The sequence below is a fragment of the Methylotenera sp. genome, from assembly GCF_030653755.1.
Taxonomy (GTDB): Bacteria; Pseudomonadota; Gammaproteobacteria; order Burkholderiales; family Methylophilaceae; genus Methylotenera.
The window spans coordinates 13,792-30,373 of record NZ_JAURYU010000037.1 but is presented as its reverse complement, the minus strand read 5'-3'; the positions used below and the strand labels follow the sequence as shown (position 1 = coordinate 30,373).

18 protein-coding genes and 1 riboswitch are annotated in these 16,582 nt (G+C 42.4%); of the genes, 8 read left to right on the top strand and 10 right to left on the bottom strand.

The features are described 5' to 3' along the window. Positions 1-126 precede the first annotated feature (126 nt). Positions 127-573 carry a hypothetical protein gene (locus tag Q7U33_RS06785; protein ID WP_304858930.1) on the top strand — a complete coding sequence of 149 codons (447 nt, stop codon included), beginning with the start codon at positions 127-129 and terminating at the stop codon, positions 571-573. Between the two features lie 157 nt (positions 574-730). Here the strand turns inward: Q7U33_RS06785 and htpX are convergent, their stop codons facing one another. Genes htpX through def form a run of 3 tightly spaced genes read right to left on the bottom strand, consistent with a single transcriptional unit; the run spans position 731 to position 3,136 of the window. Next, positions 731-1,594 (bottom strand): zinc metalloprotease HtpX, encoded by an 864-nt coding sequence (gene htpX / locus Q7U33_RS06780; protein ID WP_304858927.1) that lies wholly within the window; start codon positions 1,592-1,594, stop codon positions 731-733. A 58-nt stretch (positions 1,595-1,652) separates the two neighbouring features. After that, positions 1,653-2,615, bottom strand: a complete 963-nt coding sequence (gene fmt / locus Q7U33_RS06775) for a methionyl-tRNA formyltransferase (RefSeq protein WP_304858925.1) — start codon at positions 2,613-2,615, stop codon at positions 1,653-1,655. 20 nt (positions 2,616-2,635) lie between these two features. Then, a complete protein-coding gene (gene def, locus Q7U33_RS06770; RefSeq protein WP_304858923.1) occupies positions 2,636-3,136 on the bottom strand; it encodes a peptide deformylase in 501 nt (166 codons plus the stop codon). Positions 3,137-3,319: 183 nt separating this feature from the next. On the opposite strand from def, the gene Q7U33_RS06765 reads away from it, so the two are divergent. The 3 genes from Q7U33_RS06765 to Q7U33_RS06755 all read left to right on the top strand — a co-directional run bounded on the left by Q7U33_RS06765 (position 3,320) and on the right by Q7U33_RS06755 (position 6,159). Further along, positions 3,320-4,489: a LysM peptidoglycan-binding domain-containing protein gene (locus Q7U33_RS06765; protein WP_304858921.1), complete on the top strand. Its 1,170-nt coding sequence runs from the start codon at positions 3,320-3,322 to the stop codon at positions 4,487-4,489. A 6-nt stretch (positions 4,490-4,495) separates the two neighbouring features. Beyond that, a complete protein-coding gene (dprA, locus tag Q7U33_RS06760; RefSeq protein ID WP_304858919.1) occupies positions 4,496-5,620 on the top strand; it encodes a DNA-processing protein DprA in 1,125 nt (374 codons plus the stop codon). A 65-nt stretch (positions 5,621-5,685) separates the two neighbouring features. Next, positions 5,686-6,159, top strand: a complete 474-nt coding sequence (locus tag Q7U33_RS06755) for a DUF494 domain-containing protein (RefSeq protein WP_304858917.1) — start codon at positions 5,686-5,688, stop codon at positions 6,157-6,159. A gap of 128 nt (positions 6,160-6,287) precedes the next feature. Here Q7U33_RS06755 and metF read toward each other — a convergent pair whose 3' ends face one another. From metF to metK, 5 genes are all read right to left on the bottom strand, one after another. Further along, complete coding sequence (gene metF / locus Q7U33_RS06750) at positions 6,288-7,130, bottom strand: methylenetetrahydrofolate reductase [NAD(P)H] (RefSeq protein WP_304858915.1); 843 nt, start codon at positions 7,128-7,130, stop codon at positions 6,288-6,290. 19 nt (positions 7,131-7,149) lie between these two features. Continuing rightward, on the bottom strand, positions 7,150-7,494 hold the full coding sequence (locus Q7U33_RS06745) for a phage holin family protein (protein ID WP_304858913.1): 345 nt from the start codon (positions 7,492-7,494) through the stop codon (positions 7,150-7,152). Positions 7,495-7,537: 43 nt separating this feature from the next. Continuing rightward, positions 7,538-8,947, bottom strand: coding sequence for an adenosylhomocysteinase (gene ahcY / locus Q7U33_RS06740; RefSeq protein WP_304858911.1), 1,410 nt, complete (start codon positions 8,945-8,947; stop codon positions 7,538-7,540). Between the two features lie 88 nt (positions 8,948-9,035). After that, a riboswitch (S-adenosyl-L-homocysteine riboswitch) is annotated at positions 9,036-9,116 on the bottom strand. Positions 9,117-9,211: 95 nt separating this feature from the next. After that, entirely contained in the window at positions 9,212-10,435 is a 1,224-nt protein-coding gene (locus Q7U33_RS06735; RefSeq protein ID WP_304858909.1) for an HD-GYP domain-containing protein, read from the bottom strand. Positions 10,436-10,621: 186 nt separating this feature from the next. Further along, entirely contained in the window at positions 10,622-11,785 is a 1,164-nt protein-coding gene (gene metK / locus Q7U33_RS06730; RefSeq protein ID WP_304858907.1) for a methionine adenosyltransferase, read from the bottom strand. A 344-nt stretch (positions 11,786-12,129) separates the two neighbouring features. On the opposite strand from metK, the gene dapF reads away from it, so the two are divergent. The 4 genes from dapF to Q7U33_RS06710 all read left to right on the top strand — a co-directional run bounded on the left by dapF (position 12,130) and on the right by Q7U33_RS06710 (position 15,256). After that, entirely contained in the window at positions 12,130-12,969 is an 840-nt protein-coding gene (gene dapF, locus Q7U33_RS06725; protein ID WP_304858905.1) for a diaminopimelate epimerase, read from the top strand. A 28-nt stretch (positions 12,970-12,997) separates the two neighbouring features. Further along, entirely contained in the window at positions 12,998-13,690 is a 693-nt protein-coding gene (locus Q7U33_RS06720) for a DUF484 family protein (RefSeq protein ID WP_304858903.1), read from the top strand. A gap of 19 nt (positions 13,691-13,709) precedes the next feature. Then, complete coding sequence (xerC, locus tag Q7U33_RS06715; RefSeq protein WP_304858901.1) at positions 13,710-14,591, top strand: tyrosine recombinase XerC; 882 nt, start codon at positions 13,710-13,712, stop codon at positions 14,589-14,591. An 83-nt stretch (positions 14,592-14,674) separates the two neighbouring features. After that, entirely contained in the window at positions 14,675-15,256 is a 582-nt protein-coding gene (locus Q7U33_RS06710) for a superoxide dismutase (RefSeq protein ID WP_304858899.1), read from the top strand. Positions 15,257-15,488: 232 nt separating this feature from the next. Here Q7U33_RS06710 and Q7U33_RS06705 read toward each other — a convergent pair whose 3' ends face one another. Together Q7U33_RS06705 and Q7U33_RS06700 are read right to left on the bottom strand one after the other, a co-directional pair. Further along, a complete protein-coding gene (locus tag Q7U33_RS06705; RefSeq protein ID WP_304858897.1) occupies positions 15,489-15,902 on the bottom strand; it encodes a hypothetical protein in 414 nt (137 codons plus the stop codon). An 8-nt stretch (positions 15,903-15,910) separates the two neighbouring features. Beyond that, the gene (locus tag Q7U33_RS06700) at positions 15,911-16,549 is read right to left on the bottom strand and encodes a sigma-70 family RNA polymerase sigma factor (RefSeq protein ID WP_304858894.1); all 639 of its coding nucleotides are present in this window, start codon (positions 16,547-16,549) and stop codon (positions 15,911-15,913) included. Positions 16,550-16,582 lie beyond the last annotated feature (33 nt).

Here is a 16,582-nt window from a genome sequence, read left to right as displayed (position 1 = left end):
TCTATTCATAATTGCTAAAACGCTGATTTTACTTGATATCCACATATTAGGGTTAAGCTGTTAACATGCTGTCATCTTAACGACACCCTCGTGCGTTAAGTGATTTCGATTCACAAGGAGTTATTCATGAACAAAACTAGTATTTTAAAACGCACTATATTTGCCGGGGCTTTATTTCTTGCTGCTAACACAGCGATTGCAGCGGATGTAGGGGTTTCTATTAGCGTTGGACAACCTGGTTTTTATGGTCAGATTGACATTGGCGACTACCCGTATCCCCAACCGCGCGTCATCTATAGAGAGCCTATTATTGTTCATCGCCAAGTACAAGTGTATGAGCCTATGTATCTACGCGTTCCACCTGGCCACTATAAAAATTGGAAGAATTATTGCAAACGATATAATGCCTGTGGTCGCCAAGTCTACTTTGTTCAAGACGGTTGGTATCGTGATGACTTCGCACCGCGTTATCGCGAGCGCCATGGTAACAACCATCGCGGTGATTATGATGATCACGGTAGAGACAAACATGACAACAAACACGGCAATGGCAAGGGTAAAGGTAGAGACTAATCAGGTGTAGACGGAGGTAAGAAGCTAACCTACTTTAAACCTCCGTTAATAGCTAGTTAGATTATGAAAGTGTTATTACTGAGCTAGCTCCCTACTAGTAGGGTTGGCTATTGGGATACAAAATTGTAGCCAACACCAAATGTAACGATGGCAATGGCTAGTAGTCACTAGCCATTGCCATTAATCTTGCTACTCGCTCCTCAGTTCTTGGGTGTGTGCTAAATAAACGATCAAATGAGATACCAGACAATGGGTTAATAATCATCATCTGCGCAGTTTCAGGGTGAGCCTCTGCCGTTTGATTTGTCACCTGATGTGCATAATGGTGAATCTTCTCCAACGCGCTAGCCAACGCTTTTGGGTCACCGCTAATCTCAGCGCCTGCTTTATCTGCCTCAAACTCACGTGCTCGCGAAATGGCCATCTGAATCAACGACGCGGCCAATGGTGCCAACAACATCAGCAATATTCCAACCACTGGATTCAAATTACGCTCACCACCATTATCTCGACCACCGCCAAATAGCATTCCAAACTGGGCAATAGAAGCAATAGCCCCAGCGACAGTCGCTGAAATTGTTGAAATTAAAGTATCTCGGTTTTTTACGTGTGCGAGCTCATGCGCCATCACACCACGCAACTCTCTCTCGTTTAAAATGCGCATGATGCCTGCTGTTGCTGCAACCGCGGCATTCTCAGGGTTACGCCCCGTAGCAAAAGCATTGGGTTGCGACTCATTAATCACATAGACTTTAGGCATCGGTAGCTGTGCGTTTTCTGCCAACTGCCGCACCATTTGATAGTAACTACGAAACTGCATATTATCTGCAGTCACTTCCTGCGCGCCATACATCTTGAGTACGGCTTTATCAGAAAACCAGTACGCATAGATATTCATCGCACCAGCAAGTAATAGCGCAACCATCATGCCACCAGCACCACCTAATGCTGCCCCAACCATACCGAACAAGGCAACAATAGCGGCCATTAAGACCGCAGTTTTCAACCAATTACCTAGCATATTTTCATCCTCATTTTATGCACTCATGTTACATAAAATGGAGACGATCATCAAAAGTTCAACCCTCGGAGGCCGCTGTAAATCGGTCGCCAGCTTTTAACGCATGCCCTTGTATAAACACTTGAGCACTCAAGCGCTTACCCCCAGGCGCCTGTAGCTCAGTGATACGCAGCACCCCCTCGCCGCATGCCACTAAAACACCATCATGCACGCCGAGCACTTCTCCAGGTGTAGCGCTACGCAAGATATCTTCACTTATTATTTCTGAGGCAGCTGTTGCCATCCAAATGCGACAAACCTCTCCACGCAAAAAACTTTGCGCAACTGGAAACGGATTGAACGCACGCACTTGCCTCGATATTTCGGTAGCACTTTTACGCCAACCAATAGCCGATTCAGCTTTTTCCAATTTATGTGCATAGGTAACCAAAGCCTCATCTTGCGGCGTACTGGCTAAATGCCCCGTTTCGGCTAATACATGCATCGCTTCTACCATCAAGCCTGCGCCGATAGTTGCTAATGCGTCATGCAAACCCTGCGTTGTATCTGCTTCAGTGATTGGCACAACACCTTTACTCACCATGGCTCCAGCATCTAATGCAGGCACCACTTCCATAATTGTCACACCAGTCTCAGTGTCACCAGCCAATATCGAACGATGTATAGGAGCAGCGCCTCGCCAGCGCGGCAATAACGAGGCATGAATGTTATAACAGCCATGCTTTGGCATATTCAACACCACTGTTGGAATAATTAAGCCATAAGCAGCAACGATCATCGCATCCGCATTCGTCTGTTCAATTCTCGCTTGAACAGCCTCATCTTTTAACGTTTCTGGCTGAAACACAAACAACTGATGCTGCTCTGCAAGCACTTTAACGGGGCTTGCCTTGAGCTTCATGCCACGACCAGCTGGACGGTCTGGCTGTGTCAATACCATCACAATCTCATGCCCTGCCGCAATAAGCGCGGCCAAAGCGGGTACTGCAAATTCGGGAGTTCCCGCAAAAATAATTTTCAACGCATTAACCTTTAATTTATCTATTTGCCTCGATATTGCTTGAGCATCTTATTTTTAATTCTATTGCGCTTAAGTGGAGACAAGTATTCAACAAACACCTTACCAAGCAGATGATCCATCTCATGCTGAATGCACACGCTTAATAAGCCATGGGCTTCTAAAGTAAATTTTTTACCGTCTTTATCCAAAGCCTCAACTAAGATTTTTTCTGCCCGCGTGACACTCTCATAGATGCCAGGCACCGACAAGCATCCTTCTTCATAAACCTGCTCACCATCACGCTCCAGTATTTTCGGATTAATAAACACCTGCAACTGATCTTTGGTCTCGCTAGTGTCCACCAATAACAACTGAATATGCTGATTAACCTGCGTTGCAGCCAAGCCGATACCAGGCGCTGCATACATCGTCTCCGCCATATCATCAATTAATCGGCGCACAGTTGCATTCACCTCTTTGACTGGCTTAGCCACCGTATGCAAACGCGGATCAGGGTAATTAAGGATATCTAAAATTGCCATAAAAAACTCTTTAATATTTCGTATTCAAAAATTCAAAAAAACTCAAATCAGTGGCTTTTTCTATAAAAGCTTGATTCTTTAATGAATTACGTGATAAATTTAACGTAAATTCACGGTGTGCTCAGTGCGCTTCGCACACCACTGCATGTCTTTAAAAGCACTTTAGACCGAGGTCATCAACATATGTTTCGCAATATTATAACGCTGCTCATGTTTTGTTGCTTAAGCTTCAATCTAAATGCACAGGTAATTGCACTAAAAGAAGGTCACCCAGATCGCCATGTTGTTGTCAAAGGGGATACTTTATGGTGGATATCAGACCGCTTTCTTAAAGACCCTTGGTTATGGCCAAAAGTTTGGCAATTAAACCGTAGCCAAATTAAAAACCCGCATTTAATTTATCCTGGTGATGTGATCGTACTAGATTTAAGTAGCGGACAGCCTCAATTAAAACTGTTACGCCAAACCATCACATTGGAGCCTGGCGTTGTTGTCGAGCCACTTGATCAATCGGCTATTTCGACCATCCCACTCAATGTCATCACACCTTTTTTAAGTCAACCACTGATTATAGAAAAAGACCAGCTAGCTGACTCGCCAAGAATCATTGCTGGGCCAGACAATCGTGTCGTATTAAGCACAGGCACACGCGTCTATATTAACAATATTGAAGAAGACTCTGACCTCAACTGGTTCATTTATCGACCAGGAGACGCTTTAATCGACCCAGACAGTAAAGAGGTATTAGGTGTTGAAGCCACTTACTTAGGTGACCTAAGAGTTAAAAGATTTGGCAGACCTGCCACGGCTGAAGTAGTGAAAGCAAAAGAAGAAATTTTTGTGAAAGACAGACTGGTGCCAAGTGGCGACGAAGTGATTACCAACTTTACCCCTCGAGCGCCAGAGACTCCAATTAAAGGACGCTTACTTAAAATTTATGGTGGCCTAGCTGAAGCTGGCCCAGAAAGTATCGTTTCCATTAATCGTGGCTCACAGGATGGCGTAGAAGTTGGGCACGTATTAGCAATTAGTCGTTACGGCCGCATCATTAAAGACCCTGAACCAACAAAAGTAGATAAAGAAAAAGCGGCTAAAGCTGAAGCCGATGCGAAACCAAAACTAAAAGAACTAAACTTTGATGTCTCTAGCGGAGAAGATGGCAAACCTATTGTTAACTTCGAAAAAAAGAAAAACGAAAGTACAACTTTAGCGCTTGAGCCAGGCTACGTTAAATTGCCAGATGAGCGTGTAGGCTTAATGATGGTGTTCCGCGTGTTTGACCGAATCTCTTATGGATTAGTCATGCAAGCAAATGAGCCGATTAACACATTAGACTCTATACATAACCCATAGCAAGGCATGACGATTAATCGCGAAGAGATTGCGGAGAAATCGCTATGGGTGAGCTTGGGCAGTATTTCTGGCGTAGGCTCACAAACCTATTGCAATTTGCTCAAAGCCTTTGGCAGTCCAGCTAATGTCTATGCCGCCAGCCTCTCACAACTAAAAGAAGTTGTTTCTGCCAACATTGCCAGCCTAATTAACAGAGGTGTTGATCAAGAGCATTTCAGTAGCCTTGCACAATGGCTTGCATCGCCTGACAATCATCTCGTGACATTAGCGGATACCGAGTATCCTCAATCCTTACTAGAAATCAGCGATCCGCCGCCTTATTTATACGCAAAAGGAAATCTAGCGCTACTGAACCAACCGAGTATCGCGATCGTTGGTAGCCGCAACGCATCCGTACAAGGTGAAAAAAATGCAGAGGCTTTTGCTTATGACTTAAGCCATCACGGCCTATGTATTGTCAGTGGGCTTGCGTTAGGTATTGATGGTGCAGCACATCGTGGCGCCCTTAGAGCCAATGGCGCAACAATTGCGGTAGTGGGGACAGGGCTAGACATTGTATATCCCGCAAAACACCGCGAGCTCGCACACCAAATTGTTGAGCACGGCCTGATTGTGTCTGAATTTGCATTAGGCACACCATCTAAGCCGCAAAATTTCCCAAAGAGAAACCGCATTATCAGTGGTCTAAGTCTTGGCTGCTTAGTGGTTGAGGCCAACATTCAAAGTGGCTCCCAAATTACCGCACGCATGGCAGCAGAACAAGGTAGAGAAATTTTTGCAATTCCAGGTTCAATCCACTCACCTATGTCTAAAGGCTGCCATCAGTTGATTAAACAAGGTGCAAAGCTAGTAGATTGCTTACAAGACATTACTGAAGAATTAAAAATACAGTCTCGGGCTGATGCCACTTCATCAACGACACAAACTCCCAAAAATACTGACAACACCTCTACGAGCACGCCTCCAGAACAACTACTGCTCGACACCATGGGCTTTGATCCAGCGCCTTTAGAGCGTCTTGTTACGCTAACAGGCTTGACGGTCGCCGAAGTTTCATCCATGCTAATGCTACTGGAGTTAGAAGGGAAAGTAGCCAGTCTATCAGGAGGGCAATATCAAAAAATTATGTAGTTTTTAATTTCAAAATTTAGTTAAACCATTTCATTTAAGTAAATCATTTAAAAAGGATAATAATTATGTTTGAAGCCTTGGTTTATATGTTCGAAAACTACATTGATACGCAATTTAGACCTGACAACAACACGTTAACAAGAGAGTTGTTTGCTGCCGGCTTTGACGAAGAAGATATTAATGGCGCATGTGATTGGTTTAATCAGCTAGAGTCCATGACTGGCAAGCCAGAGCTATTTCAAATGGCAGATGCGGCCAATAGCAGAGTGTTCACGGAAATTGAGCTTAAGAAAATTTCTGGTGAAAGTATCGGCTTTATGTTATTTCTAGTACAAGCCAAGATACTGAATACATCACAACGAGAGCTAGTATTAGAACTCGCCATGAATCTACCGCAAGCTACGATTGGCATTGAAGAAATGCGTTGGATTGTACTCATGACGACCTGGGGCGCTAGTAAATCTGGCCCAGATAAAACAAAAGAGTATTTATTTATTGAAGATGTATTGCTCAACGAGCAAAAGCCGACATTACATTAATGCAAATACTTTTAACTAATAATTTAGACTCAAAGATTAAGCACTCATCAGACAATCTTAACAAGATGAGTGCAATCTTTAATCAAGCTTAGCCACCTAATAAGCTGCTTCAGCCTTGCAAGACTGTTTTAGTCCTGAACATTCTCAATGATATTGCTAATGATATTTGATTGATTCAATGTATAGAAATGCAAGCTTGGCACACCCCAAGCCAACAATGTTTCACACAACTCACTGACCACGTCGATACCAAAAGCACGAAGAGATACCATATCCTCACCATACTCTTCCAAACGCATTTTTAACCAGCGTGGGATTTCAGCGCCGCAAACACTAGAGAAGCGCGCTAATTGCGTGATGTTATATATAGGCATAATGCCTGGTACGATGGGCACATTGATGCCCAATGCATCACATTGATCAACAAAACGGAAATATGCATCCGCATTATAAAAATACTGCGTAATCGCTGAGTTAGCACCCGCATCCACTTTTCGTTTCAAATTTAACAAGTCAGCCGCTGGCGTACGCGCCTCAGGATGAAACTCTGGATACGCCGCTACTTCAATATTAAAATGATTCCCTGTCTCTTCACGAATAAATGCAACCAACTCTGAAGCGTATTTAAAATCGCCAGCACTCACCTCACCCGATGGAATGTCACCCCGCAGGGTGACTAGCCGCGTAATACCTTGTGCTTGATAAGCTTGTAGCAAATCGCGAATTTCTGACTTGCTAGATGATATGCAGGAGATATGCGGCGCAGCCTGAAACCCTTCTCGCTGTATTTCGAGCACTGTATCCATGGTTCTATCGCGCGTAGATCCACCCGCACCAAAGGTGACGGAGAAAAATTCTGGATTAAATTTTGCTAACTTCGCACGTGCTTCGCGCAGTTTATCCATACCCTCTGTTGTTTTAGGAGGGAAAAACTCAAAACTAAGGTCGAACTTTTTAGCAGTCGGTTTCATTTCTAATTCTTTTTAGTAATTATTTATTATCAATCAATGTTGCAGTCAGTAGCCATGACAGTACACTATAAAGTACAGCGCCCAAGATGCCAGCACCCAAAGTATCAACATTAAAACCTTGTAGCCATTGCCCTACTGCGTAAAACAAGACCCCATTGATTACTAAAATAAACAGCCCTAATGTAAGTACGGTAATTGGCAAAGTTAATATAACGAGCAACGGCCTAATCAACACATTGACTAACCCTATCACGAAAGCCGCGAGCAAGGCAGTCAAGAAACTTGCCACATGAATATTAGGCAACAAATATGCGACAGCTAATAAGGCTAATGCATTTAGTATCCAAACCAATAACAACTTCATGTGGCAACTCCTTTTGTATGCTTAAACTACTAAGCAGTTTTGATTAATAGCGATAAGTGTCAGGCTTAAATGGACCTTGTTTTTGCACACCAATATAAGCAGCTTGCTCATCAGTAAGTGTCGACAATTGTGCATTCAATTTTTTCAATTGTAATACAGCCACTTTCTCATCTAGATGTTTAGGTAAAGTATATACGCCTACTGGGTATTTATTTGTTTGCGTAAACAACTCGATTTGCGCAATCGTTTGATTTGCAAATGAAGAGCTCATTACATAGCTTGGATGACCAGTACCACAGCCTAAATTAACCAAACGGCCTTTTGCCAACAGAATGATTTTTTTGCCATCAGGGAAAATTACATGGTCAACTTGTGGCTTAATTTCATCCCACTCATACTTTTCGAGTGAGGCAACGTCGATCTCGTTATCAAAGTGGCCGATGTTGCACACAATGGCTTGATCTTTCATTTTAGCCATGTGGTCATGTGTAATCACGTGGTAGTTACCTGTACATGTCACAAAAATATCACCATGCTCACAAGCATAATCCATCGTTACGACACGGTAGCCTTCCATTGCTGCCTGTAGCGCGCAGATTGGGTCAATTTCCGTTACCCATACTTGGGCAGACAAGGCACGCAAAGCTTGCGCAGAACCTTTGCCTACATCGCCATAACCAGCAACCACAGCCACCTTACCCGCAATCATCACATCGGTTGCACGCTTGATTGCATCAACCAAAGACTCACGACAGCCGTATAAGTTATCAAATTTAGATTTAGTCACTGAATCGTTCACGTTAATCGCAGGGAAAGCCAACTTGCCTTCTTTATGCATTTGATACAAACGATGCACACCAGTTGTGGTTTCTTCAGTCACACCTAGAATTTTAGCTAATCGTGTTGAGTACCAAGTTGGGTCAACTTTTAATTTCGCTTTAATTGCATCAAACAAACAGGTTTCTTCTTCAGAACTTGGATTGGCAATCACAGATAAGTCTTTTTCTGCGCGGGTACCAAGATGTAACAGCAAAGTTGCATCGCCGCCATCATCTAAAATCATGTTGGTGTAGCCACCATCAGTCCATTCGAAAATACGGTGTGTGTAATCCCAGTACTCTGTCAGTGTTTCACCTTTAATTGCAAATACAGGCGTACCGCCTGCAGCAATCGCTGCTGCTGCGTGGTCCTGAGTAGAGTAAATATTACAAGACGCCCAGCGTACATCTGCACCTAAGTCTTTTAAAGTTTCAATCAGCACAGCAGTTTGAATCGTCATGTGTAAGCTGCCCGTAATACGAGCACCTTTGAGCGGTTGTGCTTTAGCAAACTCTTCACGAATTGCCATTAAGCCAGGCATTTCTGTCTCGGCAATCGCAATTTCTTTACGGCCAAAAGCCGCTAAATTGATGTCCGCAATTACGTAATCTTTAAAATCAGTCACAGTATTCATATGTTTTCCTTGAATGTGTGACCGGGGGGAAGGGGTGTTTATTGAAAGATAATCTATCTCACCCATATCCCGTGCCCGGCACGGTTAATATTGGTGAGCGTCGTTTACTGCAGCTTTCTGAGCCTGGGAGCCTGTATGGTTAACATGCCTCGCAACGCCCCTCAGAAGAAGGATTATTATACTTGATATTATTTTTAGCGCAAATACGGATTTTCTGCAATGTCATTTGCATCAAGCATCTGTTTTATATCGAGATTCAGCCTGTTACTCGGCCCATAATTTATCAACATCATGTACTCCCCAAAACACGGGATCCTCATGCCCTATAATGGCATCATTGGCACTACCTTTAGATAAATCTAAGACTTCTACTGGCAGCCTTGTTTTAGACTTGGTTGAAAAGAATACTTTCACAATCGGTGTTAATAAAGATTTTGGGCTTTGATCGATCACAACGGCTAAGCGCCCAGACTTCAATTTCACCATAGAGCCAATAGGATATATACCTACACTTTTCACGAACGCTTTAAATACGACATCATCAAAATGCCCAGCCCATTGCGCCATGCGCTGCAGAGATACGCCTGGCTCCCAACCATCTTTATAAGGTCTGTTTGAAGTAATCGCATCATATACATCACAGACTGCACCCATCCTGGCAAACAAACTAATCGCATCGCCTTGCAAACGATGTGGATATCCAGTGCCGTTTACTTTCTCATGATGATGTAAACACACATCTAGCGTGACAGTGTCCGTTATATTTGCTTGGATCAATAGCTCGTGCCCGCGCTCTGGATGCAACTTAACCATAGAAAACTCGTCATCAGTCAATGCACCAGGCTTGTTAAGGACATCAAGCGGGACCGCGGCCTTACCAATATCATGCAACAACCCAGCCAACCCAGCCTGCTTAACATCCAGTTCAGACATACCCAAACCTTTAGCTAAAGCAACCATTAATGCACACACTGCTACTGAGTGCATATACGTGTAATCATCTTTATTTTTGAGCCTCACTAAACTGATGAGCGCACCTTCATTTCTAGCGACTGAATCTGCAATATCGTCAACAAACTGCATCGCAGCCTCAGCCTTGATGGCTTTACCCATGCGGGCATCATTAAACATAGAGGTAACCGCTTTTTTTGAAGCAGAAATGACTTGTTTGGCACGAGCCCGCTCTTCAGCTGCCGTCACACGCTTAACCTGCACCGTTTGATGAATAGCTTGTGGCTCTTCAATCGGTTTAGAAATAGGCGACTGCTGCTCATTAGGCTTATCTAATGCAACCTCTTGCAGAACATCTAGCCCTTTAGAGGTATCAATCACAACCTCTTTAATTGCGCTAGCATGTAACTTCTTTAAATCTGTCGAATCCTCTAGTTTAAAAGCCTTCTTCCAGAAAGGATGATCTATCCAAGAGCCTTTAAGCTCATGAATAAACATACCTAAACGCACCTGCTTTGTAGAAACGACTTTTAACATGTGATGACAATCATTTAATTAACATTATTATAACTAGAATAGATGAATTACTTTCAACTATTGCCGCGATTACTTCATGATTATTTTTAAAAATAAATCTGGTCGCTATTGAATCAAAAACCCCACCTTGTAGTTAGCAAGGCGGGGTTTTTGATTCAATAGCTTTAGCAGAGAAATCAGTAAAGACTAAAAACCAGCGGCTGCGCGTAAGGCAGCAGCTTTATTAGTGTGCTCCCATGTGAATTCTGGTTCATCACGGCCAAAGTGACCGTAAGCAGCTGTCTTTGTATAAATAGGGCGTAACAAATCAAGCATTTGTACGATACCTTTTGGTCGTAAGTCAAAATGCTCTAACACTAATTGCGTCAACACTTCGTTAGATACCTTACCTGTACCGTAAGTCTCCACCATCACGCTGGTTGGTTTGGCTACGCCGATTGCATAACTTACTTGCACTAGGCAACGTGATGCCAAACCAGCAGCTACGATATTCTTAGCAACATAGCGTCCTGCATAAGCAGCACTACGGTCTACTTTAGAAGGGTCTTTTCCTGAGAACGCGCCGCCGCCGTGTGGTGCCGCACCGCCATAAGTAACAACAATGAATTTACGACATGTTAAACCACAATCACCTTGCGGACCACCTACAACAAAGCGACCTGTTGGGTTGACCAAGAACTTGATGTCACCTTTGATTAAGTCTTTAGGTAACATAGGTTTGATGATTTCTTCAATCGTCGCTTCACGTACGGCTTCTAAACTCATCTCTGGCGCGTGTTGCGTAGAAACTAATACCGTATCAATTTTGTATGGCTTACCATCTACATATTGCACTGTCACTTGTGACTTAGCATCTGGACGCAACCATGGCAAACGGCCATCTTTACGCAATTGCGCTTGGCGTTCCATCAAGCGATGGCTCAACCAAATTGGTAACGGCATGAGCTGTGGCGTTTCGTCTACCGCATAACCAAACATCAAACCTTGGTCACCAGCACCTTGGTCTAGTGGATCGTCTTGTGCACCATCCACACCTTGTGCAATGTCAGGTGATTGCTTGTCATAAGCTACCAATACTGCACAACCTTTATAATCAATTCCGTATTCTGTATTGTCGTAACCAATGCGTTTAATTGCATCGCGCGCCACTTTAATGTAATCAACATTTGCTGTTGTGGTAATTTCACCAGCGAGTACGATTAAACCAGTATTCGCCAAAGTCTCAGCGGCTACGCGTGCGGTTGGATCTTGCGCCAGAATCGCATCTAAAATACTGTCTGATACTTGGTCTGCTAATTTGTCAGGATGGCCTTCAGATACCGATTCTGAAGTAAAAAGATATTCGTTCATTCATCTGCCTTGAAAAGAAAAAGTTTATAAGATACTTACTAAAGGCTGAAGCAAGTATTGAGGGTGGTGAATTGTACCTGAATTAGCAATTGCATAAAAAATTACTTATTATCAACACATTACCAACTGTATACGAGATGTAAAAAAACAATTAGTTCATTAAATTTAACATGACAGGTCTAGCACATGCACTGACTTAAAAATAAACATCACTAAATACAATAAAAATATGATCAATTAAAATATTAAGTTAAATCTCAATACTACTGATATTTAATAAAAACTGCAGAATAAAAACTGCTAATTTTTCCCCTCTAGATATACATTCTCATTACAATAAACACATGGCTAAAATGATTAAATTTACAAAAATGCAAGGTGCTGGTAACGACTTCATGGTCATTGATGGTGTCACACAATCAATCTCGCTCTCTACCGATACGATTAAGAAACTGGCACACCGCCAATTTGGCATTGGTTTTGATCAGTTGTTACTGGTTGAACCCTCAGTCATCGCTGATTTTAAATACCGTATTTTTAATGCAGATGGTAGTGAAGTTTCACAATGTGGAAATGGTGCTCGCTGCTTTGTGCGCTTTGTCGTTGATCAGGGTCTGACCAACAAACGTGAAATTAGCGTTGAAACTGCCAGCGGCATCATCACCCCTAAGTTAGAAGAACACGGCCTAGTAACCGTGAACATGGGTGCGCCAAGATTTAACCCTGACTCGATTCCGTTTATTGCAGAATCAGGCGCAAATAGCTATATGCTTGAAGTGGACAACCAAGTACTAGACATTTCCGCAGTATCCATGGGCAACCCACACGCGCTACTGGTTGTTGATGATGTAGAAACGGCACCTGTATTGCCCTTAGGGAGCGCGATTGAGTACCATCCTCGCTTTCCTGAGCGTGTCAATGTTGGCTTTATGCAAATCATTGATGAGCACCATATTAAATTAAGGGTTTTTGAGCGCGGCTCTGGTGAAACCCTTGCATGTGGGACAGGCGCTTGTGCCGCAGCAGTAACTGGCATACAGTTAGGTCGCTTAAGCTCGCCCGTTAGCGTATCTGCCCGTGGCGGCGAGCTTAGCATTGCATGGCAGGGCGCAGATGCACCAGTAATGATGACGGGGCCAGCAGTCACCGTATTTACAGGCGAAATAGATTTAGACGCTATCTAATTAATAATACTTAAAAGAAAGCCCGAAAATGACAAGCAATCAAGATGAGACTATTTCTGCGGAACAAGTGAAAGATTATCTACGTAATCATCCAAACTTTTTCGAAAAGAATGCCACATTACTCACTGAGATTACGCTACCCAACCCTCACGGCAATGGTGTCATATCGTTGACAGAGCGCCAACAATTAGCACAGCGTGACAAAACTCGTGTGATTGAGGCCATGATGGCACAAATGATTGTGCATGCAGAAGAAAATGATGCCACAAGTGAGAAAGTGCATCAGTTTAGTGTCAAATTACTCAATCAACAAAGCTACACAGCATTACAACAACTGATAGCAGAAACCTTAAAACTTGATTTCGCTGTGACAGAGTCACTAATCCGTATCTGGGTTAAACCAAGCAACAGTGCGATTGTACAAGACCCTACATTTACCCATGTGAGTGAAGCATTTAACGAATGGGTGATGTCATTAACCCAACCATACTGCGGTAGTAAACCTGAAATACTTGGTGACTTACTTGATAGTAAATTGCAATCATTTGTGATTATCCCTTTAGGCACAAAAGCAGCGGATCAGCGCCCGTTTGGAGTGCTCATTTTAGGCGCAGAAGACAAAGATCGTTTCAAGGTTGGCATGGGAACACTGTACCTAGAGCATATTGGTGAACTAGTCGCGGCAACCTTGCTGAATCATTTGTTTGCCTTAAATCTATAAACAGCAACTGTATTAAACCGTGCTTCACCTAGACCAATATATTCAGCATCTCACTTTCGAACGAGGCCTTAGCCAGCTCACCTGTAAAAGCTACACACGAGACATTCTGCTTTTAGAGTCTCTCGCTGAAAATACCAGTCTAAACGAGCTCAATCATGTGCAAATCAGGCGCTTTATTGGCAAGATGCATGCGCGAGACTTAAGTAGCAAAAGCATTGCGCGGGCGCTCTCTGCGTGGAGAGGGTTTTATGACTATTTAATTCACCATCATGGATTTACACAAAACCCCGTTGCCGGGTTGCGCGCACCCAAAGCATCCAAAACCTTACCGCAAGCGCTATCTGTGGACCAAGCTGTTAAATTTGTGGATATTCAAGGTGACAGTGTTTTAGAAATTCGAGACCACGCCATTCTTGAATTATTCTATTCGTCAGGGTTACGTCTGGCCGAGCTCGTTAATCTCAACATCAATAGCTTAGACTTTAGCGAAGGTACGCTTGAAGTGACTGGTAAGGGCAACAAAACGCGCATCGTGCCATTAGGGAGCCATGCTGCGACATCCATGCAAAAGTGGCTCCAGTTACGCGCGCTAATCACGATTGATGAAAAAGATGCACAAGCGGTATTCATCACCCAACAAGGTCGCAGAATAACGCCACGCGCCGTACAGTACAGAGTCAAATTATGGGCGATTAAACAAGGCGTGAACTCTAACATGCACCCGCATCTCCTACGCCATAGTTTCGCCAGTCATGTTTTACAATCAAGCCAAGATTTGCGCGCAGTGCAAGAAATGTTAGGGCATGCCAACATTAGTACGACACAAGTATATACTCACTTAGACTTTCAGCATCTGGCTAAAATTTACGACAACGCACACCCTAGAGCCAAGAAAAAATAGCCAAATTCAATAATACCCTACTAATTTACAGTGTTATTATGGCAAAATAACACTTTAGACTTTTTCACGAACAAAGGACTATCATGGAACATCAACTACCAGCTTTACCATACGCGAAAGATGCACTTGCACCACATATTTCAGAAGAAACTATCGAGTTTCACTATGGAAAACATCATCAAACTTACGTGACTAACTTAAACAACCTGATTAAAGGTACAGAGTTTGAAAACTCAAGTCTAGAAGAAATCATTAAGAAATCTTCTGGTGGCATTTATAACAACTCAGCTCAAATCTGGAACCATACCTTCTTCTGGAATGGCATGAAACCAAACGGCGGTGGTGCTCCTTCTGGCGCATTAGCTGATGCTATCAATGCGAAATGGGGCTCATTCGACGAGTTCAAAAAGGCATTCCAAGCGTCTGCTGTTGGCAACTTTGGCTCTGGCTGGACATGGCTTGTTAAAAAAGCAGATGGCTCTGTAGATATCGTTAACATGGGCGCTGCAGGTACACCACTAACAACTGGCGATAAAGCACTACTAACGATTGACGTATGGGAACACGCTTACTATATCGACTACCGTAATGCACGTGCTAAATTTGTAGAAGTATTCTTAGCATCTTTAGCTAACTGGGATTTCGCATCAGCAAACTTTGCTTAATGTGACAATTGTTTCTGCAGAATAAATACGTAACTTAAATAATAAATACGTAACTTTATGAGATGTCGATAATATTAAATACGTAACTCTTCAATCGTATAGTTATTATGTAATTCAAAAAGCCTTAGGGGAAACTCTAAGGCTTTTTATTTGACACTTACTTGGAAATAAATGAAGGGCATTTATTGATAACTTAGTGCATGATTTACTTTATTACAGGCTGATTTAATATTTATTTGGGATCAGACTTAAGCACCCCAGTAGATAGTAGATTCTGATAAATCTTTAATGCCTCATCATCAGACAATGAGCTAACTCTGCCTGCGACCAGCTGTAAAGATGGATCATTTGCAGCGGCCAATCCCATGATTTTTTGTCGAACCAAACTAACATCCATACCCTTTATTAATATATTTGCTAAATTAAAACTATTGTTTTTCTGTTCAAATTCTTTTGATTCTTGGTAATTTACTGTTTTCAGCGCTTTAAGGTATGCATTTTTAGCCATAATTCCATCGCTCTTCAGTGTAGAGTCCTTATTAGCTTCAATTAATATTTCATCGTCAGGCATACTGATAATTTCACGTGATCTTGCTTGAGCAATATTAAATAACTGCTCAAAAGTATTTTTTGCTTCGCTAGTCATATTGAGTCCTATATTTCCAATTTTTCATATTTACGTCGAATAGCTCTTAATGCACTTGCATACTGCACTGAAGTAAGTTGCATTAACTCTTGAATATCTGCAGGTGTTAAATTATCCATTTGGTAAGATAAAATCTTTAATGAATTTTCGTCACCTTCAAATAACTGTTCAATCCTTTGCAAAGCTTGACTGGCAATTAACTCTTCTTCAGGCGTGTCAATATTATTACTAAACAAGTCAATTAGCTCTGTGACATCATTTTCCTCAGAAATATGTCTAGTTAGCTGAAGTGGATCTGACTTACGCTTTTTAATAAATGCATCGACTAAGCTCTCCATAGCACCATATATAAAAACCTCAATCGGCAAATATTTTCGGCATTTCCGCTTACCTTCAAGCGCTTTACATACAACAATATGTAAAAGATCTGCTCCCTCAAACGGTAAACCTACACATAAGTTATTTGCAGTTTTACCCAGTTTTATCCATTTAGCTTCTGTAAGCGTGTCTAGGCATATCTTAATTTCAGATATCGACAGAACATCTTGTACATCTTCATTTTTGATCAATGCATTTCCCATAGAACGTAAGGCTCCAAAACTTAACGATGCAGACAAATAAAAAATATTTAATTTAATTGTCTGCATGCAATGCTTATTAAGCCTTTGTAATTATGCAGC